The sequence below is a fragment of the Sphaerospermopsis aphanizomenoides BCCUSP55 genome, assembly GCF_001586785.1.
In the GTDB taxonomy this organism is placed as follows: Bacteria; Cyanobacteriota; Cyanobacteriia; order Cyanobacteriales; family Nostocaceae; genus Sphaerospermopsis_A; species Sphaerospermopsis_A aphanizomenoides_A.
In genome coordinates this window covers 12,209-33,709 of the sequence record NZ_LUFH02000068.1, presented here as the reverse complement: position 1 = coordinate 33,709, position 21,501 = coordinate 12,209, and the positions used below count along the sequence as shown (strand labels likewise).

At 38.1% G+C, this 21,501-nt stretch carries 20 protein-coding genes and 1 pseudogene; 9 read left to right on the top strand and 12 right to left on the bottom strand.

Going from position 1 to position 21,501, the window contains the following annotated elements; genetic code table 11:
- Positions 1 to 126 precede the first annotated feature (126 nt).
- Positions 127 to 846, top strand: coding sequence for a Uma2 family endonuclease (locus A0J48_RS17360; RefSeq protein WP_200325198.1), 720 nt, complete (start codon positions 127 to 129; stop codon positions 844 to 846).
- 11 nt (positions 847 to 857) lie between these two features.
- On the opposite strand, the gene A0J48_RS17355 is transcribed toward A0J48_RS17360, so the two are convergent.
- Positions 858 to 1,058, bottom strand: coding sequence for a hypothetical protein (locus A0J48_RS17355; protein ID WP_200325196.1), 201 nt, complete (start codon positions 1,056 to 1,058; stop codon positions 858 to 860).
- A gap of 182 nt (positions 1,059 to 1,240) precedes the next feature.
- Here A0J48_RS17355 and mnmE point away from each other — a divergent pair, with 182 nt between their 5' ends.
- Entirely contained in the window at positions 1,241 to 2,638 is a 1,398-nt protein-coding gene (mnmE, locus tag A0J48_RS17350; RefSeq protein ID WP_200325195.1) for a tRNA uridine-5-carboxymethylaminomethyl(34) synthesis GTPase MnmE, read from the top strand.
- Positions 2,639 to 3,381: 743 nt separating this feature from the next.
- Here mnmE and A0J48_RS17345 read toward each other — a convergent pair.
- Positions 3,382 to 4,584, bottom strand: coding sequence for a DUF4336 domain-containing protein (locus A0J48_RS17345; RefSeq protein ID WP_200325193.1), 1,203 nt, complete (start codon positions 4,582 to 4,584; stop codon positions 3,382 to 3,384).
- A 550-nt stretch (positions 4,585 to 5,134) separates the two neighbouring features.
- Between A0J48_RS17345 and A0J48_RS17340 the strand changes: the two genes are divergently transcribed.
- Positions 5,135 to 5,881 carry a DUF561 domain-containing protein gene (locus A0J48_RS17340; protein WP_200325191.1) on the top strand — a complete coding sequence of 249 codons (747 nt, stop codon included), beginning with the start codon at positions 5,135 to 5,137 and terminating at the stop codon, positions 5,879 to 5,881.
- Positions 5,882 to 6,583: 702 nt separating this feature from the next.
- On the opposite strand, the gene A0J48_RS17335 is transcribed toward A0J48_RS17340, so the two are convergent.
- Positions 6,584 to 7,732, bottom strand: a complete 1,149-nt coding sequence (locus A0J48_RS17335) for a DegT/DnrJ/EryC1/StrS family aminotransferase (RefSeq protein ID WP_200325189.1) — start codon at positions 7,730 to 7,732, stop codon at positions 6,584 to 6,586.
- A gap of 258 nt (positions 7,733 to 7,990) precedes the next feature.
- On the opposite strand from A0J48_RS17335, the gene A0J48_RS17330 reads away from it, so the two are divergent.
- Positions 7,991 to 8,767 carry an ABC transporter permease gene (locus tag A0J48_RS17330; protein WP_200325187.1) on the top strand — a complete coding sequence of 259 codons (777 nt, stop codon included), beginning with the start codon at positions 7,991 to 7,993 and terminating at the stop codon, positions 8,765 to 8,767.
- A gap of 153 nt (positions 8,768 to 8,920) precedes the next feature.
- On the opposite strand, the gene A0J48_RS27085 is transcribed toward A0J48_RS17330, so the two are convergent.
- Positions 8,921 to 9,157, bottom strand: coding sequence for a hypothetical protein (locus tag A0J48_RS27085; RefSeq protein WP_234300988.1), 237 nt, complete (start codon positions 9,155 to 9,157; stop codon positions 8,921 to 8,923).
- A gap of 32 nt (positions 9,158 to 9,189) precedes the next feature.
- Positions 9,190 to 9,360, bottom strand: a pseudogene (locus A0J48_RS17320) (nucleotidyltransferase family protein); the annotation flags it as partial.
- A 101-nt stretch (positions 9,361 to 9,461) separates the two neighbouring features.
- On the opposite strand from A0J48_RS17320, the gene A0J48_RS17315 reads away from it, so the two are divergent.
- Together A0J48_RS17315 and A0J48_RS17310 are read left to right on the top strand one after the other, a co-directional pair.
- Entirely contained in the window at positions 9,462 to 10,532 is a 1,071-nt protein-coding gene (locus A0J48_RS17315) for an nSTAND1 domain-containing NTPase (protein WP_200325183.1), read from the top strand.
- Position 10,533: 1 nt separating this feature from the next.
- Positions 10,534 to 12,972, top strand: coding sequence for an ATP-binding protein (locus A0J48_RS17310; protein WP_200325181.1), 2,439 nt, complete (start codon positions 10,534 to 10,536; stop codon positions 12,970 to 12,972).
- A 13-nt stretch (positions 12,973 to 12,985) separates the two neighbouring features.
- Here the strand turns inward: A0J48_RS17310 and A0J48_RS17305 are convergent, their stop codons facing one another.
- The gene (locus A0J48_RS17305) at positions 12,986 to 13,597 is read right to left on the bottom strand and encodes a hypothetical protein (RefSeq protein WP_200325179.1); all 612 of its coding nucleotides are present in this window, start codon (positions 13,595 to 13,597) and stop codon (positions 12,986 to 12,988) included.
- Between the two features lie 136 nt (positions 13,598 to 13,733).
- Here A0J48_RS17305 and A0J48_RS17300 point away from each other — a divergent pair, with 136 nt between their 5' ends.
- Complete coding sequence (locus A0J48_RS17300; RefSeq protein WP_200325177.1) at positions 13,734 to 14,165, top strand: biotin carboxylase; 432 nt, start codon at positions 13,734 to 13,736, stop codon at positions 14,163 to 14,165.
- A 171-nt stretch (positions 14,166 to 14,336) separates the two neighbouring features.
- On the opposite strand, the gene A0J48_RS17295 is transcribed toward A0J48_RS17300, so the two are convergent.
- From A0J48_RS17295 to upp, 3 genes are all read right to left on the bottom strand, one after another.
- On the bottom strand, positions 14,337 to 14,615 hold the full coding sequence (locus tag A0J48_RS17295; RefSeq protein WP_200325175.1) for a YggT family protein: 279 nt from the start codon (positions 14,613 to 14,615) through the stop codon (positions 14,337 to 14,339).
- Positions 14,616 to 14,746: 131 nt separating this feature from the next.
- Positions 14,747 to 15,091 carry a hypothetical protein gene (locus tag A0J48_RS17290; protein ID WP_200325173.1) on the bottom strand — a complete coding sequence of 115 codons (345 nt, stop codon included), beginning with the start codon at positions 15,089 to 15,091 and terminating at the stop codon, positions 14,747 to 14,749.
- A gap of 75 nt (positions 15,092 to 15,166) precedes the next feature.
- The gene (gene upp, locus A0J48_RS17285) at positions 15,167 to 15,817 is read right to left on the bottom strand and encodes a uracil phosphoribosyltransferase (RefSeq protein ID WP_200325171.1); all 651 of its coding nucleotides are present in this window, start codon (positions 15,815 to 15,817) and stop codon (positions 15,167 to 15,169) included.
- Between the two features lie 390 nt (positions 15,818 to 16,207).
- Between upp and crtH the strand changes: the two genes are divergently transcribed.
- Positions 16,208 to 17,734, top strand: a complete 1,527-nt coding sequence (gene crtH, locus A0J48_RS17280) for a carotenoid isomerase (protein ID WP_200325169.1) — start codon at positions 16,208 to 16,210, stop codon at positions 17,732 to 17,734.
- 122 nt (positions 17,735 to 17,856) lie between these two features.
- On the opposite strand, the gene A0J48_RS17275 is transcribed toward crtH, so the two are convergent.
- Together A0J48_RS17275 and A0J48_RS17270 are read right to left on the bottom strand one after the other, a co-directional pair.
- The gene (locus tag A0J48_RS17275; protein ID WP_200325167.1) at positions 17,857 to 18,102 is read right to left on the bottom strand and encodes a DUF7219 family protein; all 246 of its coding nucleotides are present in this window, start codon (positions 18,100 to 18,102) and stop codon (positions 17,857 to 17,859) included.
- 210 nt (positions 18,103 to 18,312) lie between these two features.
- Positions 18,313 to 19,494, bottom strand: coding sequence for an acyl-CoA dehydrogenase family protein (locus A0J48_RS17270; RefSeq protein WP_200325165.1), 1,182 nt, complete (start codon positions 19,492 to 19,494; stop codon positions 18,313 to 18,315).
- A 406-nt stretch (positions 19,495 to 19,900) separates the two neighbouring features.
- Between A0J48_RS17270 and A0J48_RS17265 the strand changes: the two genes are divergently transcribed.
- Complete coding sequence (locus A0J48_RS17265) at positions 19,901 to 20,728, top strand: prohibitin family protein (RefSeq protein WP_200325202.1); 828 nt, start codon at positions 19,901 to 19,903, stop codon at positions 20,726 to 20,728.
- Positions 20,729 to 20,966: 238 nt separating this feature from the next.
- Here A0J48_RS17265 and A0J48_RS17260 read toward each other — a convergent pair whose 3' ends face one another.
- Positions 20,967 to 21,419 carry a hypothetical protein gene (locus A0J48_RS17260; protein ID WP_200325163.1) on the bottom strand — a complete coding sequence of 151 codons (453 nt, stop codon included), beginning with the start codon at positions 21,417 to 21,419 and terminating at the stop codon, positions 20,967 to 20,969.
- Positions 21,420 to 21,501: the final 82 nt, after the last annotated feature.

Sequence of the window (21,501 nt, the reverse complement as noted above, 5' to 3'; positions counted from 1 at the left end):
AACATATATAACTTATTTAGAAATAAAATAGATTATTATAGTTCCATATTTTATATTTTGATCATAATATGCCACTGCCTGTATTTTAATCAAGCTAACCCCTTTATTACTAAATCACTGATTACCATGTCTATTATCCAAGAAATTCCAGAAATTCCCATCCCAGAAGATGTTATATTTCCTCCAGGAGATTTAGATAGCGACGAACCGCCTTTGGAAACTGACTTTCATCGACTACAGATGACGCTGCTCATTCAGTGTCTTGAATGGTTGTGGCAAAATAGAAATGATTTCTATACCTCTGGTAATATTACAATTTATTACAGTGATCGCCAACTGAAATCTGAACATTTCCGGAGTCCAGATTTTTTTGTCGTGTTAGGGACTGAACGTAAACCCCGCAAAAGTTGGGTTGTGTGGGAAGAAGATGGTAAGTATCCCAATGTAATTGTGGAATTGCTATCAGATTCTACAGCTAGAACAGACAAGGGTTTAAAAAAACAAATTTACCAAGATATTTTTCGGACACCGGAATATTTTTGGTTTGATCCTCACAATTTAGAGTTTGCTGGGTTTGTACTTTTAGCTGGGAAGTATCAACCAATAGAACCTAATGATCAAGGTTGGTTATGGAGTCAGCAGTTAGAGTTATTTTTAGGTGTTGATCAGAACCAGTTACGCTTTTTCACTGCGGAAGGTGAATTAGTTCCTACCCCAGAAGAAGTAGCAAAACAGGAATTTGCAAGGGCTGAACAGGAGAAACAACGGGCTGAACAAGAAAAACAATGCAGCGATCGCTTGGCGGCGAAGCTGCGAGAATTAGGTATTGATCCAGATACAATTTAATTAAAAAATAATTAAATATCTTCAGGTAATACCCATTTTGGCGGTTCCATCATTTTTTTCCGCAGTCGTTCTTCCGCTATCTCCAGCATTTTATCCAAAGAAGTCTCTTCAATAAACTTAGAAGCTGCTTCTCTAGCTTCGAGATTCGGACATTTATCGCCTAAAACGCAACCGTTAACGCAAGCTTCGGCGCAATTAATTGTCTGCTCCACAGTAAATTCCTCTCTCAAGTACGGCGTTATTACCCTTTAGATAAATATTACTATTAACTTTGTAAGTCAGTTATTGCTGTTCACTTGACAGTCATCTGTCATCTGTCATCTGTCACCTGTCGCCTGTCACCTGTCACCTGTCACCTGTCACCTGTCACCTGTTAGCTGTCACCTAAACTCCCATGTCGGAATTATTAGCTCATACTGGAACGATCGCTGCTATTGCTACTGCTGTTGTGCCCCAACAAGGTAGTGTGGGTATTGTGCGGGTTTCTGGTGATCAAGCAATGGCGATCGCTAAAACTCTATTTTTTGCACCGGGAAAACAAGTTTGGTCAAGTCACCGCATCCTTTATGGTTACATCCGTCAACCCCAAACAAAGCAAATAATTGATGAAGCTTTATTATTAATCATGAAAGCACCCCGTTCTTTTACCCGTGAAGATGTGGTGGAATTTCATTGTCATGGGGGAATAATGGCGGTACAACAAGTATTGCAACTATGTTTAGAAAATGGTGCGAGATTAGCCCAACCAGGGGAATTTACATTAAGAGCTTTTTTAAATGGTAGATTAGATTTAACTCAAGCCGAAAGTATAGCAGATTTAGTGGGTGCGAAATCTCCCCAAGCAGCACAAACGGCTTTAGCTGGTTTACAGGGGAAATTAGCTCAACCAATTAGAAATTTACGCGCTCAATGTTTAGATATTTTAGCGGAAATTGAAGCGCGAATTGATTTTGAAGAAGATTTACCACCCTTAGATGAGCAAAGAATTATTGCTGAGATTGATAAAATTAGTTTAGAAATTAGTAAATTATTAGCGACAAAAGATAAAGGTGAATTATTGCGAACTGGTTTAAAAGTAGCGATAGTTGGTCGTCCCAATGTGGGAAAATCTAGTTTATTGAATGCGTGGAGTCAGAGCGATCGCGCTATTGTTACAGACTTACCCGGTACAACCCGTGATGTGGTAGAATCTCAGCTAGTTGTGGGGGGAATTCCTATCCAGGTTTTAGACACAGCAGGGATTCGGGAGACAGTAGATCAGGTTGAGAAAATTGGGGTAGAGCGATCGCGTCGTGCTGCGAATAATGCTGATTTAGTGTTATTTACTATTGATGCTGCCGCAGGTTGGACGGATGCAGATCAGGAAATTTATGAACAGGTAAAACATCGTCCAGTGATTTTGGTAATTAATAAAATTGACCTTGTAGAGATGATTCATGAATCGTCTCTAAATTTGAAATATCCAACAAGTATTCAGCAAGTTGTCAAAACCGCAGCGGCACAAAATCAAGGAATTGATGGTTTAGAAACTGCTATTTTAGAAATAGTCCAAGCAGGAAAAGTGCAAGCTGCTGATATGGATTTAGCGATTAATCAGAGACAAGCCGCAGCTTTAACAAAAGCAAAGATTGATTTGGAACAAGTGCAGAAAACAATTATCGAGCAGTTACCTTTAGATTTTTGGACAATTGATTTAAGAGGAGCGATTTATGCGTTGGGAGAAATTACCGGAGAAGAGGTGACTGAATCTGTTTTAGATCGGATTTTTAGTAGATTCTGTATTGGGAAATAAGTCAACAATTTATGTTTCCATCCCCTTGCGGGGAAGTGGTTTTGGAAAGCCGAGCCGACCAAAAACCAGAGTCCTACTCTGTTAAGTTTCCATCCCCTTGCGGGGAAGTGGTTTTGGAAAGCCCAGATCATTGGGCTGGTTTTCATCAGTGGCTTGCTGTTTCCATGCCCTTGCGGGGAAGTGGTTTTGGAAAGTTGATAGGGTTGTTCAAGAAAAAAGTCGGCGAAAAATGTTTCCATCCCCTTGCGGGGAAGTGGTTTTGGAAAGAGTTCACTTCTGAAAACCTTACAGGGCAAGGGTTTGAAATACCCCAATCGACACACCTCTGAAAAACGAGAAAAAAGTTTCTCAAATTCATGAAATTTGTCGTCTGAAATGCTTACTGCGTAAGGCATCGACACAGGTCAACGAAGTTATGCGGTTTTCAAGGTTCGGGCGAAGTGCGTCGATGAAATTTATTTTATACAGAATATACTATCTTGCTGAAATTGTCAAATAGCCTGAAACGCTTATACCACAATACTTTGACCAAATAATTAATAATTTAAGTTGTTAGTCATCTAGTTGAATCTGGTAATAGGTAATATCATGTCCGTTTGAATAGTTATCATATCTGTTTGGGCAGGGAACAGGTAACAGGAAAAGTTTATTATCAGTAATTAGCCGGACATAATATAATTGGTGATCAAATACTAGTTTTTATCCTGTAAATCCTTTAATCCTGGAAATCCTGATTCAGACAATTAAACCTTATCCTTCACAGGTGTAGCAATACCACGCTTCACCAAACCAGCTTCCAGTTCCTGAATAAATCGCAAATCTTCAACCAATAAAGGTTTATCATCCCTCAAACATGGTTCTTTCTCTAAAAAACTAAACGCCTGTCGAAATTGCAACGGACTAGCTTTAATTGGTGCATGAAAATGACAAGAAATAATTTGTTGAAAATCCCAATTTGCAACTTTATCAGCCCAGTTTAATACTTGTTTTGGTGCTTGGGGAAGAATGAGAATTTGTAAAATCGGTGCTACAAAAGGACGACCATTTCCACACAAAGCTGCAAAAGAATATTGCCAATTATTTCTCCACCGAAAAGGAAATAAACCAAAATAAGCTTGAGCAGAACGATTTGGAGCTTTTTTCGCATCTTGCCACATTTCTCTCATTCCCGCAATTTCTAAAGCACTGGGACGAAAATAAATTGCAAATAAAGATATTCTTTGCCATCCTTGACGACGATTTTTTTGATTATCTTCTATAATATCCTGTGCGTTTTCTCTGGCGTGAAATAATAAAGGATATGGTTCTAATTGTAAAATTTCTGGTGGTTCTTCAGAAACAGAAAGTATGGTATCTGTGAGTAACAGAGTGCGCGATGGTTTGTGAAATAATGCCACTTCCACAAAAGCACCACGTCCTAAATTAATATCTAAAATTTCATAATCAAATTCCTCACCAAACGGATTTTGATGGATATTTTCTATATTTTCTGGTATTTCTAAAGTCCGTTTTTCGGGAAAGCCAAGCCAACTCAATGGTAAATTAAATGGGAAACTCCACTGATGAGGTGCAACATAAACTACGGCTTGGGGAAATTTCCGCGCAAAGGGTCCAACAAAGATTTTATGCTCTAAACCAGAACTGGTAGGCAAAATGATATATCTTACTGCACCGTGTTTTGCTTCCAACTCCTGAACCAAACGGATACATTCTGGTGTCGGTGCGACAGGTGCATAAACTAAAAGACCACCTGCTTCTAGCTTGATGACGGTCATGCGAATTGGTACAATGGTGTACAGGATGCCATGTAATTGGTCAAATGTCCAAATCCTATCCTTGATTATTTCTCGACGAACTGTTCGTCGTTTACCGTAGGGATAAAGTGGTAGTGCAGGCCAAAAAGACCATGACCAATCTCGCTGATTTATGTTTCCCGTAGCCTTCATTGTCTTCTGACCAAGAGCTTATTTTTCATTTTTAGCATTTAGCCGATGTTATACGAAATTAAGATTAAGATACATAGGGTTTGCTGAAAAAGTCTTTTCGTGAGGTCTAGGAGTTCAGGAGTATGGCTAACGCCACGCTGCGCTATCAGGAGTTCAGGAGATTTTAGAAGTAGTATAGAATCTGGAAAAGTGGTCGGTTTTGGATGCCATCATCCTTTTTTTTCTTGCACTTTATTCGTATTTTATACCCCTGTAACCCTTGATTTATCTAGGTTTTGCATTTATGTGGCTTATGCCACGCTCCGCTATCAGCATCCCCTACATAGATTCAAGTTTTAAGAATAACTACCGCAGATGCACGCAGATAAACGCAGATGAGTTTCATGATTCGATGACATTTGAGATGATTTTGATGTTATGTTAAGACGTTTTCTGAAATGTCTCTGCAATGTTAGGAAATTTGAACTTTTAATTCTCCGCAACGGTACTAGCATCTATTATTCATGTAATGTAAAAATATTCCTACCTCAATAGGCTCAAAACAAAAATTATGACTATGAATGCTAATTTGCAACGTGCGTTTGCTAACCGCAGTGTTTTAAAAGTAATTAGCGGTTTAAATAATTTCAATGCTGAAAGTGTTGCTGCTACCGTGAAAGCGGCTGAGTTTGGTGGTGCAACTTTTGTGGATATTGCTGCTGATGCGGCTTTGGTTAAATTAGCTAAAAGTTTAACAAGTCTGCCAGTTTGTGTTTCCGCAGTTGAACCAGAAAAATTTGTGGAAGTTGTTGCTGCTGGTGCTGATTTAATTGAAATCGGTAATTTCGATTCTTTCTATGCTCAAGGTCGCAGATTTGAAGCTGAGGAAGTTTTGGCACTAACTCACCAAACCCGCGCTTTGTTACCGGAAATTACGTTATCTGTGACTGTTCCCCACATCTTGACTTTGGATCAGCAGGTACAATTGGCTGAGGAATTGGTAAAAGCTGGTGCTGATATCATCCAAACGGAAGGTGGTACTAGCAGCCAACCTGCACACCCTGGTACTTTGGGTTTGATTGAAAAAGCCGCTCCTACTCTAGCCGCAGCTTATGAAATTTCCCGCGCTGTGTCCGTACCTGTTTTGTGTGCTTCTGGTATTTCTAATGTGACTGCACCTCTGGCTATTGCTGCTGGTGCTGCTGGTGTGGGTGTGGGTTCTGCTATTAACCAACTCAATAGCGAAATTGCCATGATAGCTGCTGTTCGTGGTTTGGTTGAAGCTTTAGCAACTACGAATACTCGCACATTTGCATAGATAAATATAGGGAATGGGGAATTACGTCATTCATGCGATCGCCAAGATTCTATTCCCCAGTCCTATATTTTCTTTTTCAATTACTAAGGTACAAGAAAACACAGATAAACACAGATAATTTTATCTGTCAAGAATAAATTTGTACTATCTATACCATCGGGATAAATTCACTTCTAAAATTTTCCCAGTAACATCAATTTTTTTTATAAAGTTTTGTATCTTTTTCAGAACTGATTTCTTGAAACAACTATAAATTAAGGGTTTGAAGATGAAAATTTATGAAGAACGCAAAATTGGTTATGAAAACCCAATTATGAAATTCTCATAAATCATAGCAAATGACTGAAAATATTGCAACCTCGTTGATAAATAAAAAATATTCTCAATAATTTGTTAAGAAAAGTAAAGGACGAATGGCGGGAAGTTTTAAATACACAAAGTAAAATCAAATTAGCATAAGTAACTATTATAGCTTGTACTCCTGCACTCTTTGTATTTGCGTTTGTTTAATCATTTAGATACAGCCGGAATTGATATTAGACCACCAACAGACAACCATCAAACAACATCCTGTAAATCCTTAAATCCTGGACATCCTGATTCTGAAAATTAAATCAGATAATGGTGCGTAAGGATGAATCCATAACGCACCCTACAATACTCTGTCACCTGTCACCTGTCATCTGTCATCTGTCACCTCTTTTAACTTAAACAGTCTTTCAACGCATAAATCACCTTATCTTGCTGTTCCTGTGTGAGTTCTGGAAACATAGGTAAAGATATGACTTCGTGACAAGCTTGTTCAGAGACTGGTAATTGTCCTGGTTGATAACCCAGATGTTCATAAACTGGTTGCAGATGTAAAGGCAGAGGATAGTAAAGCATGGAACTTACTTCCTTTTCTTGCAGTTGAGTCCGCACCCAGTCTCGATATTTGGAACTTGCACCATTTCTTTCTTGGCTAGAAACGCGGATGGTATATTGATTCCAAACGGCTTCTCCTCCTAGTAATTCTTGGGGTGGAACTATACCCGGAATTTGACTGAGAAATTGATAATAATAGGCGGCGATTTTTTGGCGTTGTTGGTTCCAAATGTCTAAATAGCGGAGTTTAATTTGCAGAATTACGGCTTGAATGGCATCTAAACGACTGTTGACACCTATTTCTTCGTGAATATATCTGACTTTGCTGCCATGTTCACGCAATACTCGCAATTTAGCAGCGATCGCACTATCATTAGTTGTAATTGCACCGCCATCACCGCAACCACCAAGATTTTTAGTTGGATAAAAGCTAAAACAACCAATGTGTCCAATGCTGCCAACTTTTTTACCATCCCAACTGGCACCGGTGGCTTGAGCGCAATCTTCAATTACTGCTAAATTGTGAGATTGAGCGATCGCCATCAAAGCTGTCATATCCACAGGTAAACCAAACAAGTGAACCGGGATAATAGCCTTGGTTTTCGGTGTAATTGCTGCTGCTATTTGGCTTACATCCAAATTAAAGGTAGTAGCATCAATATCCACAAAAACTGGTGTTGCACCTACAGCACTAATGACTTCAGTCGTAGCAAAAAAGCTAAAGGGTGTGGTAATAACTTCATCACCTGCACCAATTTCTAAAGCACGTAAGGCTAAATAAAGGGCATCAGTACCAGAATTACAAGCTACACATTCACTTACACCATGATAAGCAGCAAACTGTTTTTCAAACCCTTCTACAGCAGGGCCACCAATATAACGGCCAGAACTGAGAACTTCTAAAACTGCATTACTCACTTCTGCCTCAATAGTGGCGTATTGCTGCTTGATATCAAAGGCTGGGATCGAATTTACGCTTTGGATCATAATTCTTATTTTATGGTGAGATACAAAAGATACACTTTTATGGGTGATGTTTGCTAATCAAATTTTCAATTCTCAATTATTACCATTTAGGCGATCGCAGGTGACAGGTGACAGGTGACAGGTGACAGGTGACAGGTGACAGGTGACAGGTGACAGGTGACAGGTAAGAGAGGTAAAAGTTTTATGATCAGTTGATGTTTTCATGAAACTAACAACTGCTATCTCGTCAATAGACAATCTCAGGAAGGAGTTAAGATCATGCCGGATTTGATTAAACTGGAATTTGTGGATTTGGTTTTAGCTGTGGCTTTAATGGCGATCGCTATTGGTTTATCAGCCTGGGAAAAATTAGGACTAGAATTAAACTTAGCTTTAGCTACTGGTAGAACCATCCTCCAACTTATAGTATTAGGATACGTTTTAGACTTCATCTTTGCTATTAATAATGTGTGGGCAGTTTTGGGAATTCTAACAATCATTCTCACAATTACGGCGATTGTCGCACGAAATCGCATCAGCCAAAAAATTCCCTTGGTACTGCCTTTAGTCTGGGTAGCAATTTTTGCGAGTACGTCTTTAACGTTGCTGTATACCAACTTTTTGATTATCCAACCAGACAGATGGTATGAACCACGTTATTTAATTCCTTTCGGGGGTATATTGATTGGTAATGCTATGAATGCAGCCGCAGTGGCAGGAGAAAGGCTAGTCAGTGCTATTAACCAATTTCCCACAGAAATAGAAACTCACCTCAGTTTAGGTGCAACACCCCAGCAAGCAGTCAGCCAATACCGCAAAGACGCAATTAAAGCTGCATTTCTGCCAACTTTAAATCAAATGATGCTAATTGGGATGGTGACAATACCGACTTTTACCAGTGGTCAGTTATTAGCTGGAGTATCTGCTTTAGAGGCTGTATCTTATGAAATTTTAATTATTTTTATGGTAGCTGTAGCAAATTTGTTGACGACGATTTTAGTTACTAAAGGTTTATGTCGGCAGTTTTTTAATGATGCGATGCAGTTGGTGAGGTGAAATGATGTTACAGCAGAATATGGCTTACGCCACGCTACGCTATCAGGAGTCAGGAGTCAGAAGTCAAACTGGCTTTGTGTATAGGTTCTTGGGTATATTCTTCTATCCGTTCAATACATTCTTTAATATTGCTCAAATATAAACGCTCATTTTTCATAATGGGACAGATTCACTTAATACTTTATCTTTAATTAAATCATGTAAATTCTGAGGTTCAGCAACATCAACTTTGCGTCCTAGCAATGCTGCCAAATCTTGAGTTAAAGCTATATATAGGACTCCTATTTGATTTTTGATAGCGTAGCGTGGCGTAAGCCATACAGAACTCAGTACACACTGAAAGCCTTCTTTCCTGTTCCCTGTTCCCTGTTCCCTGTTCCCTGCCTCCACGAAAAATTCATGAATCAAATCGGATCACTATAGTCAAATAAACTGCATTGAGGTTGCAGTTCCACTAAAAAATCTACATCACTATCTGGTGTTGCTTCACCTCTGGCAACTGAACCAAAAATCCGCATATTATAAGCGCCATATTTAGCGGCAATTTTTAATATTTCTTCACGAAATGGTAGTAATAATTCTTCAATTCCCATAACCTAGCTGGCAGAAATTTTCTTGCTTGATTATAACAAGTTTTAGGTTTATTATTTTAAGTGATAATGCTTAAATTTATTGTAATTAATCTTTCTTAAAAATGGCTCAAAGTTCTCTTCCCCCTAACCCCTTTGTGGCTGCGGGAATGATTGAAGATTCTAGGCTGTTTGTTGGTCGTCAGGATGAGTTACAGGCTATGGTTTCCCGGATGACTGGCGCACAGCCAACCAGTATCAATATATATGGTGAAAAACGGATTGGTAAATCTTCTTTGCTGTATCACTTTTTTCTCACTTGGGAACAGCGAGTACAAAACCCTAACCGTTATGTGGTAATTTACCTGTCCCTACGGGATGTGAATTGTCAAACAGAGATAGGTTTCTATCAAGCTGTAGCTCAAGGTTTATCGAATTCTGTTTCAGGATGGCAAAACTGGGTGAATAATGCCTTGAAGCGTAAATCGCTGAATCGCCAAGGATTCTCAGAGGCTATCAAGCAATGTGAACGGGAAGGAAAGCTACCTGTTCTTTGTTTGGATGATTTTGAAAGCCTTTTAAAATATCCCCAAGAATTCGATAACGGATTTTATGACAATTTGCGATCGCTCATGGATGATAACACCTTAATGCTGGTGATAGCTTCCCGCAAAAAACTGGATGTTTACGGTAGTGAATATCGGTTTATTTCCAGCTTCTTCAATATTGGACACACCCTGGAACTCAAAGAACTAACGACAGATGACGCTATTCAACTGCTGCGTTTGTCAAACGGCTCAACTAATGGTGTACCAGTTTTGAGCATAGATGAACAGAATAATGCCCAGCAGTGGGGAAAACGTCATCCTTATCATTTGCAATTGGCTGGCTACTATTTAGTGGAAGCACGACAACAAAGCAAGTCTGTTAAATGGGCAAAAGAGCAATTTGAAAAACAGATTGCTGATTTTAAGCCTAATTCAAAAAGACAGCGGTGGGGGTGGTTGCGTTGGGTAGTTTGGGATTTACCGGTGCGTTTGGGTAGTTTTGCCAAATTTATTGGTGGAACTGTGGACGATGTGACTAACTGGATTATTGGCTTAGTTTTCCTGATTATGCTGGCTTTGGTTTTTGCAGGTGTGCTGCACTGGAATGAAGTTTGGGATTTTGTGCGTGAGAAATTGGGAATTAAATAAAATGACTAATTCTAAAAATAAATTTTTCACATATATAGGTGAATGTCTCCGGTTACTATATTGGACATATTTTAAACCCTATACTTTTAAATATTGGTTGCAAGATATTCATCCAGAATTAAAATTAAAAGATAACCCATTTAAAAAAAGAGATGAGTTTTCTAAAAACGCTAAATTGAATCGTTATGCTGGACAAATATCATGCCTAATTACTGTAATTCCAATATTAGCTGTTTTAGTAGTTGGGTTGATTGATACTTTGAATAATATTAACATATTTGATTGGCTTCGTAGTTCTTTAGTTTTGTTTTGTTGTTTAATTGGTCTAACATTAGGACGCTATTATAATACAAACAGAATAATTCATAAAATTACTCTCATTATTGTAATAATAGCCTTATCACAAATAAGTGTAATTATATTTTATCCATCCAAAAATTTGAGTTTGATGATGAATATGACATCAGTTTTACTCATGGGCATACAGTCTGTTAATTTATACAACTTTGGATTTAGTATCTTCTTAGCTATTGTAGTAAATTTAGTTTCTTCAATCTCAAATATAGATATACTTATAAACCCACAATTTAACTTAAGTTGTGGTGTAGCTATTGGTATGATGTTTGGCCTAGCATATAGTGTTTATTATGAAATAGCTAGAGGTTTAATTCTAGGTGTGGTAGGAGGATTTACTTTAGTGGTAGGAGTAGACTTGCCATTTGGTATGGGCATTGGCTTAGGCTTCATTGTTGGAGTGCTGAGGATTTGCTTTTGGTTGCCAGAAATATGGGGTATGTATATCCAATTTTTGACTTCTGTTTTAGACCCCCAGAATATTGATGTTTATTTACGTAACACTCCCCCCTTTTTTGATGAACTAATTATTTTGCCTTTACCCTTTATGGATGAAATGATTTTGGAAACTTATAAAACTCATCCTCAAATTGCTAAAGATACTCTTGATTATTTAATTTCCTATACCAATCAGCAAAAACTAGCATCCAGGGTAATTATTGATATTAATGTAGATACTTTTATTCGTTGTCGAAAGGTTAGTGATATTGTTGCAATTGCTAATCAACCAATTTGGAGAATTTCACAAATACCCGAAGGTTCAGATAATATCTTGCGCCCATTTTTAGAAATTAGTCAAGATGTTATAACTGCAAATGAAGCAACTTCTCGCTATCGTCAATACGAACTACTCAATATTCCCATTAGAAACTTACAAGCACTTAAACAAAACCTAGCTTTTAATAAAAATGCTATATTAACTACTCAGTTTAGCAAAGTGGCAGAACTCTGGTTAATAATTCTGGAAACAGCACAACATACATTAAAACAAGAAGCTGAAAGAACTCAAGAAATACCTCAAGTTTATATCGCTGGTAATTCCCTCGATCCAGAAACAGCTAAAAATCGCTTTAAAGGACGTATTGATATCTTTAGAGAAATTGAAAATATTACACTTTCAACTTCACCACCTGTATTATTACTTTTTGGTGGACGTAGAACAGGAAAAACTTCTGCCCTTAAATATTTACCACATAAAATTGGATCAACTATTATTCCTTTATTAGTAGATTTGCAAGGTGCAGCATCAGCAACAACTTTAAGAGGTTTAGCAGAAAATTTAGCTAAGTCCATTATTGAAGCAGCCCAGCGTCTACCAACAAAAATTAATCTTTCTTATCCAAATGAGGAACAAATTTGCCAAGAACCTTTTCTGGCATTACAAACATGGTTTTCTGAAATAGAACGCACTTATCCTAATAAAAAATTTCTGTTGTGCTTGGATGAATATGAAAGACTTAGTGAAGTTATAAAAGCTACAAATAGTCGTGTACCATTGAATTTTATTCGTAATGTTATCCAACATCAACGTCAATGGATTTTACTTTTTAGTGGTTCACATCAATTATCTGAACTTCCCGATTATTGGAGTGATTATTTAATCAATACTCGTGCTTTAAGAATGACTTACCTCCAAGAATCAGAAGCACGAGAATTGATTTTAAACCCCGTGGAAAAATTTCCAGAAATTTATGAAGATGCTGCGGTAGATAGGATTATTCAATTAACTCACTGTCAACCATATTTAGTGCAGTTGGTGTGTTATGAATTGGTAGAATTAATTAACCGCGATATTCGAGGAAATAGACGCGAATCCACAACAGCAAAAGTAACTTCTCAAGATGTTGAATTTATTATTGATACAGTTTTGGAAACAGGCGATCCATATTTTCGAGAATTATGGACTAGTTTAGCAAATAATGACCGTGATTTTCTCAGACGTTTAATTTATGGTGAAACTCCCACCCAGCAAGATAAAGGAGTAATGAAAAAACTAACGCGAAAAGAAATTCTGACTCCTGAAGGTAATGCTTTTCAAGTTCTCTTAGTGCAACGATTTGTAGAACAATTAATAGAGGAAGAGTAAAATATTTCTTTGTCTACTTCTTTGGCCAACGCCAATTATAACGATTCCATTCATAAACACCGGGAATTTCATATTCACTACCATTAAAAAAGCGAATCTGGCAACTGGTAAAAACATCATCACCATCACAAATTTCATCAATCTTAATTACCATACAGGGAAACCATTCTCGCTGATAGGAGTCATCTTCTGGTATCCATTCCCACAGTGCATTAGAAACTTCAATGCGATCGCCTATTTTTAACTTTAATGCTTCTTCAAAATAAGAATATTTATCAAAATGGTATGATTCCACCCGATTTAACCACTGTAAGCCATAGCGTTGGCGAATAAACTGCACCTTTCCCGAATCTTGGGACAAAAGCCAATCATTGAGCAACTGCACCTTCCAAGTGCGGTTTTGTTCTTCTTCTGCTTTGACAAACTCTAAAAACACCTCTAACTCCTCTGGAGTCAGTTCATCCAAGGGATTGGCAGTATTTGATACCTGAGAAATTGAATTTCTCTGAATTTGCTCGACTACTTGCAGCAATATTTGTTTCTGCATATCAGTGAGAGGACAGCTTGCTACATCACAACGACTAAACGCTGTTTGCAAAGCGGCTTCAATCTCATCTGGATTCATAGGCTAATAGCAAGTGAGAGTCTATTTTTACAATTATTGCAAAATTAAATTCCAGTCTTCAATCTACTCACAGAGAAATTTCCGTAAGCTGGGGTGAAAATTTGCGTATACTTTTAATAAAGTTACGGTGTGTTTTATGCGGTTGCGCTCACTCACGCTAATTTCCATTTCTTGCTTAATAGTTGTTCTGTCTTGGGTTTTTACTCTCCCCGCTCAAGCTTTAACGCAAATTCAACTATCTGACCTGTCATATAAAGACTGTCCACCAGAATTAGCCCAAGGTGCTGTCGTTAGTAATGGTTCAGCAGCAGCTAATTGCTTTATCGTCACTGGTAAGGCAAAAAATGGCACTTATAAAACCGTTTATGATGCAGATATCTTTGGACGCATCTATGATGCCAACAATGACCCCATATTACAAAACCGCACCCGTTTAGGGTCTATTCCTGAAGTACCACCAGGTATCAGTGATTTTGAGTTAAGAATTTCTGTACCTGCAAACCAACCAACTCCATTGCAGCTCAAGCAATTTAAAGCATCTGGATTTAGCGGTCAAGTAAGAAGATAGATTAATTTAGGACTTACGCAAAAACTCTCCCAAACTCCTATTCCTCTGTGTTCTCTGCGTCCTCTGTGGTTCGATATTCCGTGACTTGTGCGTAAGTCCTGTAATTGAAAAATTTGTAGTCATCACGCTTCAGCCCCGGCTTGTAGAAGACCGGGGAATTACACAAATTAATTAAAATCCTTGCACTACTGGTAAACGACTCAGACCTGTCAGAAAACTGCCAGCTAAATTGAGTACCAGGAAAGCTAAGATGGGGGAAAAATCCATACCACCCAATGGGGGGATAATAGAACGAAATAGATTGAGATAGGGGTCACTAATCTGGCTCAAAGCCGCAAATGGTTGGTTATACCAGTTTATTTGGGGAAACCAGGTCAATAGAACCCGAATAATTAGCAAATAGCTATAAATTTGGACAAATGTTGCTAGTGTAGTAATCAGTAAATTCATGGATGGGTTGGTTTTTTGCTAAAAATCAAAGGTAGTCTTATTTATTGATTTTAATGGAGCTAGTGTCATAGCGTCTGCAACTAGCAGCTACATCTGCCAAAATAGGTTTTTCGCTATGAAACCGCTGCTGTTTAGGAATCTTGAGACACAGAGCGTTCAGAAGATGGATAGGAACTGCCATTAACATTCCCCAACTGGTTGCGGACATCATCAATAGTGGCATTGAGTTGAGCGATTTTGTCTTCTAGCGATCGCCGTGCAGCTTCCATTTCTAAACCCTCATTAGCTGCTGATCTCATCTGTCTTCTTTTAGCTGGCATTTTCCCCGCTTCTAGAGAACCATTATTCAGTTCTGTCTCTTCCTGTTCGACACCATCCCGTCGAGATGCCAGCACTGCACCCAAAACTCCCCCAACTACACCACCCACAATTGTTCCAAGCAAAAAGCCACTAGCAAAACCATCTCGCTGACTCATATCTTTACCGCCTTCAAGAAATCTGCAACTTTCCTTTGTATTTAAGCTATTTTCCTGCTTTCCCTGCATCCTAGCTTAAGTCCCAAAGATGCGATCGCCAGCATCCCCCAACCCCGGTACAATAAACCCTTTATCGTTAACTGTGCCATCAATCGTCGCGCTGTAAACCGTTAAGCCAGGATAAGCAGCACTCAATTTTTGCAAAGCCGGTGGTGCAGCTACAACACAAACAATCCTCGTCAACGCTGGATCAACACCTTTCTGGGTTAACTCTGCCATTGCTGCCATTATAGATCCTCCTGTAGCCAACATTGGATCGGTAATTAATACCCTTGTTTCCGGGTCGAATTTTTCTGGCAATTTATTCAAATAACAAGAAGGTTCTAGCGTTTCCTCATTTCTAGCCAAACCCAGATGGTAAATTTTCGCCAACGGCAACACCGTCTGCGCTCCCTCTAATAAGCCTAACCCAGCGCGGAGAATCGGCACAACTGCCACAGGTACTTGTGGATCAATTACAGTCCCTGGACAAGTAGCTAAGGGACTCTCAACTACAGTTTCTTGCGTCGGCAACCAATCTCTTGCCGCTTCATAAGTTAGCCATCGTCCCAACTCAGTGATCGCAGAACGAAACAATACTGAAGGTGTAGCCACATCACGAGCTACTGCCAGCCAGTGCTTGATTAGGGGATGGGGTGGGACATAAACAAGCAATTGTTGAGTCATAGCCAGAAATGGGCAGCTTATCATTATATAGGAACTGAAAAACCATCATACTCTTTTCGGACTATGACAACTACTCAAGTTTATTCAGTACCAGAATTTATTGAGATTTTTTTTCATTAATAGTTGACAGTTATTCTCAATCAAGGCTATATTGTTCTACAGTGTTCTCCTCTCTTTAAAGGATCGGCAGACGGGATTAGCCAGCGGTAGCAGGCTCGTCCCTCTTTTTTGTGAATTTGAGGGTGTAGGGGTTTCACAAGTCAAAAGTCAAAAGTCAGTAGGTAGGTGTTAAAAATTGTGGTTATGACAAGGTTTCTGCTGAACTGCTCAACTTTTCGTGATTAAATTACGAATTACGAATTACGAATTACGAATTACGAATTACGAATTATGTTTGATGTTATCGTCATCGGTTCTGGTATTGGTGGTTTAGTCACAGCCACCCAGTTAGCAGCAAAAGGAGCTAAAGTCTTAGTTTTAGAGCGTTACCTCATTCCTGGTGGCAGTGCAGGTTATTTTCAACGCCAAGGATATACATTTGATGTTGGTGCATCCATGATTTTTGGCTTTGGGAAAAAAGGGACAACTAACTTACTCACCCGCGCCCTAGAAGCCGTTAATGTCAACCTAGAAACAATTCCTGATCCCGTCCAAATTCACTATCATCTACCTAACGGTTTAGATGTCAAGGTTGACCGAAACTATGAGCAATTTTTGCAAAATCTAATTGCATATTTTCCCCATGAAGCAAAAGGGATTCGTAGTTTTTATGACGAATGTCAAAAAGTTTTCAACTGCCTGAATAGCATAGAATTATTATCCTTAGAAGAACCAAAGTATTTGTGGCGGGTCTTTTTTCAGCATCCCTTAGCCTGTCTGGGTTTAGCTAAGTATTTACCTCAAAATGCCGGAGATGTGGCGCGGCGTTATATCAAAGATCCGCTGTTATTAAAGTTTATTGATATAGAGTGTTATTGCTGGTCTGTAGTACCAGCAGCTATGACACCCATGATTAATGCCGGCATGGTTTTTTCTGATAGACATTATGGCGGAGTAAACTACCCCAAAGGTGGAGTAGGACAAATTGCCCAAAAATTAGCAGAAGGGTTAGAAAAATCTGGCGGTCAAATTCAATACCAAGCTAGAGTGACAAAAGTCCTCACAGAACAAGGAAAAGCTACTGGTGTACAGTTAGCTAATGGTAAAGTTTATTACGGTAAACGAATTGTGTCTAACGCTACAAAGTGGGATACTTTTGAAAAATTGTTACCCGCAGATAAAATACCAACTAATGAGAAAAAGTGGCAACAAACCTATAAAAAATCACCTAGCTTCTTGAGTTTACATCTCGGAGTGAAAGCCTCAGTTTTACCTCCAGGAACAGAATGCCATCATATTTTGTTGGCAGATTGGCAAAACATGGAGTTGATGGCAGGAACAATTTTTGTTTCTATTCCTACCTTACTTGACCCAGATTTAGCCCCTACAGGATACCACATTATTCATGCTTTCACCCCTGCTGAAATTGCTGATTGGCAGAGACTTAAACCTACTGAGTACGAACAAAAAAAGGAAGCAGCCGCAGGGAGAATTATTCAACAACTAGAAAAGATTTTTCCTGGTTTAGATGCTGGCTTGGATTATCTGGAAGTCGGGACACCCCTTACCCATCGTCGCTTTTTAGGTCGTACAGATGGCACCTATGGGCCAATACCCCGGCGTAAGTTGTGGGGGTTGTTGGGAATGCGTTTTAATCGCACCGCTATTTCTAACCTCTATTGTGTGGGAGATAGTACCTTTCCTGGTCAGGGTTTAAATGCGGTGGCGTTTTCTGGGTTTGCTTGCGCTCATCGTATTGCTGTAGATTTGGGGCTTAACGAAGTCAAGGGAGCAAAAGGCAGGAGGCCGTTTTTGTAACGGAAATTTATACCCCGCTCCAAAAACTTTGGACGAAGTCCGGTTTTAGATTCGATTGTTTCGATAAAAATTAAGCTGCTTAAAAATAGGATTTTAAGAATAATTGCCAGTAGATAAACGCCCTAACGAATTGACAATTGTTTTTTAGTTATTTTTAACTGTTTCCAGAGAATTTGAATTTGGTGATAAGCTTCCTCAGAGGAAAGTTTACCACCAGTTTGTAGACTGCAAATGTAGTTAACTCTTTGAGAAAAATCTTGGAGATGAGCATTAAATGTTAGAGATTCTGCTTCAAACTGTCCATAATAGGGATTATGAGGATAAAGAAAATCAGATATTTCTGCAAGAAAATTAGAAGATTGATTCATACATCCTATTGCAGTTAAACACATGAAAAAAAAATGTTGACCGGGAATTTTAGATTTTAGATTTTAGATTTTAGATTAAAAAAAATTTGTATAAGCCCCCGTCCTGAAGGACGGAAAAATACTCGCTGCGCTGCGTACGCTTCGCTAACGTCAATCCAAAATCCAAAATCCTCAATCCAAAATCGAGTGACCACTGATAATTGTTGTGATTCATGAATACTTGGTAATAATGGGATACTCTTGGTTGAGTAACCAATTGCCAATGTCACGCGGTTTATAATCTACAGGGTCGTGGAGGATAAAATGGCGTAAGTCTCTCCAGTATTTATCAAAATTGTATTTATTTGCTGCGGAGTTATTACCCAGAACTTCAAAAATATTGTTGGTGATATTTAAAGAAACCTGAGTAACAAAAGCTTTAGTCGCAAAGACGGCGATCGCTATCTTTCCTCTTGCTTCTATATTTAGGTCTATATCTTTTTCCCAAGCCTTCTGCAATTGGATAGCAGTTTGATCAGCTAATGCAATAGCCGCTTGCAGTTCTGTCCACAATTGACCGTAGGAATGTATAAGATATGAATCATTTTTATCTATGCCAAATGTATTCTGTGGTCTGGTAAAACTTTGGTTATACTCGTTGGCAGCAGCTAACGCCCCTTCGGCAATTCCTAAATAGACGTAAGCTGTAGTTAATTGAGCAATGATTTCCAAAAATGTCATCACAGCCCTATTGGGAGGATAAGCATATCCTAAAATTTCATCTTTTTTGATCACAACATTGTGGAAGATAAATGTATCGTTATCTGCACGTTCCTGGCTAAAGATTTCCCAGTTTTTGTTAACAAATACGCCATCTCTATCTTGAGGAATTACAAATACTAATGGTATTTCTACCCCATCTTGCAGTGCAGCAAAAACTCGAAAATCTGCGATCGCCACACCTCTATCAACTCTTGTTACACCATTCACCAGGTAATGCTCCCCGTCTGGAGTAATTTTCAGTCTTGTGTCGCGTGTGTTAATGGCATTTGCCCAAAATAAATTCTTTTCAGCAGTTTCTCGATAATATCTTTCTTTTTGTTGTGACGTTCCTGAAATATGAGCCAAGGCTGTTAAATTGAGATGATTCCCATACAATTGGCCAATTGAACCATCTGCTTGCGATATTTCCTGGACAATTTTTAAAGCTTCCACCCAACTAGCACCCACACCACCATATTCTAGGGGAACGACTAAAGATAATAAACCTGTGTCTTTGAGCCGTTGAATTTCTACATCTGGAAGTTCACTTTTGATATCTCTTTCTACTGCACTAGACGCAAATTTTGGAGATAGAGAAGAGGTAACTTTAATCCAATCTTGAGATTCTTCTTTAGAGAATAGTTGCACCATTGTCCGTATATATCCTAGTTGTAACTGCTGTGGAGTAATTCAGGAAAGATTTTTGAATTTACACTAACTCGGTCGAGTTTTAGTAGTTTGTGTTTATTGCATAGCAGTATTTCACAAAAATTTTAAAATAGCCGTATTCGTGAATACATTTTTTTGTCAATTTTTTTGAATTACCGGGACGAAAACTGCTTGTTAGTCTAAAATTTCTATATTAACTACGGCAAGTAGGTAGATTTAGTGTATTTATGTAAAAATTATGGTATTATGAGATTTTTGACGTAAAGAGAATTACAGCATATTGCAGATCAATCAGGTACAAATTTTGATCACAAAGCCTTGCATGAAAAGGGTTTTACTGCTGAAAGCTGCTATATGGTGTCAAGCTTATAAAAAATTCGAGATAGGGATGCAAAAATCTAACGCTCTTAACAATGCTGGTAAACTGACCGCATTACTATGTTTACTTACCATATTACTCACGCCTATTGTCATAGTTAATGCTGGTGAACGTGGTGTATTAATGAAATTTGGTCAAGTTCAAAATCAAGTATTAGGAGAAGGAATACACCTGATTATCCCGGTTATTAATACAGTTAAAAAATTAAGAATTAAAATTAAAAAACAGGCAATATCTGCTGAAGCTGCGTCTAAAGACTTACAAAATGTTTTCACGGACGTTGCACTTAATTGGCATATTTTACCGGAGAAAGCCAACAATATTTTTCAACAAATTGGTGAAGAGAAAGATGTCATTGAAATAATTATCAATCCAGCAGTAGAAGAAGTGTTAAAAGCAGTAATTGCTCAATATACTGCCGAAGAAATAATTACTAAACGTGGAGATGTAAAAACTAGATTAGATGAATTTTTAACCAAAAGGCTAGAAAACTATAATCTTGCAGTTGATGATATTTCTCTAGTTCATATTCGCTTTTCTGATCACTTCAGAGAAGCAGTAGAAGCAAAACAAATTGCCGCCCAGGAGGCAAAACGGGCTGAATTTTTAGCTTTAAAAGCAGTCAAAGAAGCTGATGCTCAAGTTAATTTAGCAAAAGGTGAAGCAGAATCTCTCAATTTATTAAAAAATATTTTAACTCCAGAATTACTCCAAAGGCAAGCTCTAGAAAAGTGGAATGGTAAGTTACCATTAATCATGGGTAAAGATAATCTCAAGCTTTGGGATATTCAGCAGTTAATTACAGCTAGTGAAAATTATTCAACAATGGATAATTAACAATGAACAATTGACAATTATCTCTCCCTTGAAGGCCGAAGATTGAAAAATCGGAAATTTTTTCTTTTTTCCCCGTCAAAAGGTAGGTTGTAAATCTTGTATGAAACAATTGTCAATTATCAATTAATAGTTAGTAATAGCTAGGAAAGAATGATAAAAACCCTATTCCCTATCCTCATCCTGTTTCAGCAAAGCCTAAATATCCGCACCTTGTTTGAAAAGTTATGAATATTCTTGCTCAAGAATGATTAATAAGTGCTATAGGACTATCAATAATTTTAAACTGAATCAGAAACATAATCACTAAGGTATACACAGTTGAAGAAACTAAAGTATTGAATAACTCTTTTTTAAAGTTACGTTCTTTGGGTGCTTTTTGCAAAATATCTACTGAACCAAATTGCATCAATAGGATACCAATAATATTCGAGAGCCAGTAACCAATAATTGTACAGGGTAACAGTAATTTAGGTGACATAAAACTGCATAAATACCCAAAAAAGTAGGCAATTGGTAAATTGAATAATAAATCATTCCACCAGCATAAAGGGGAAAGTAAGTATCCCAACACCAGAAAAAATCCACCTCTTAACTTCTTCCAAATATTAATGCTTGCTTTAGCTGAAACAGTTTGCTCTATTTGTGCTGAGGTGGTGTTGCAGTCTTGACTAATTTTGGTTAAATCATTCATAAATACACTATTCCTACAGACTTAGTGTATTTTATCCTCCAATAGCAAAAAAGTCTATAGTCATACTCAATGATTCAAGGTT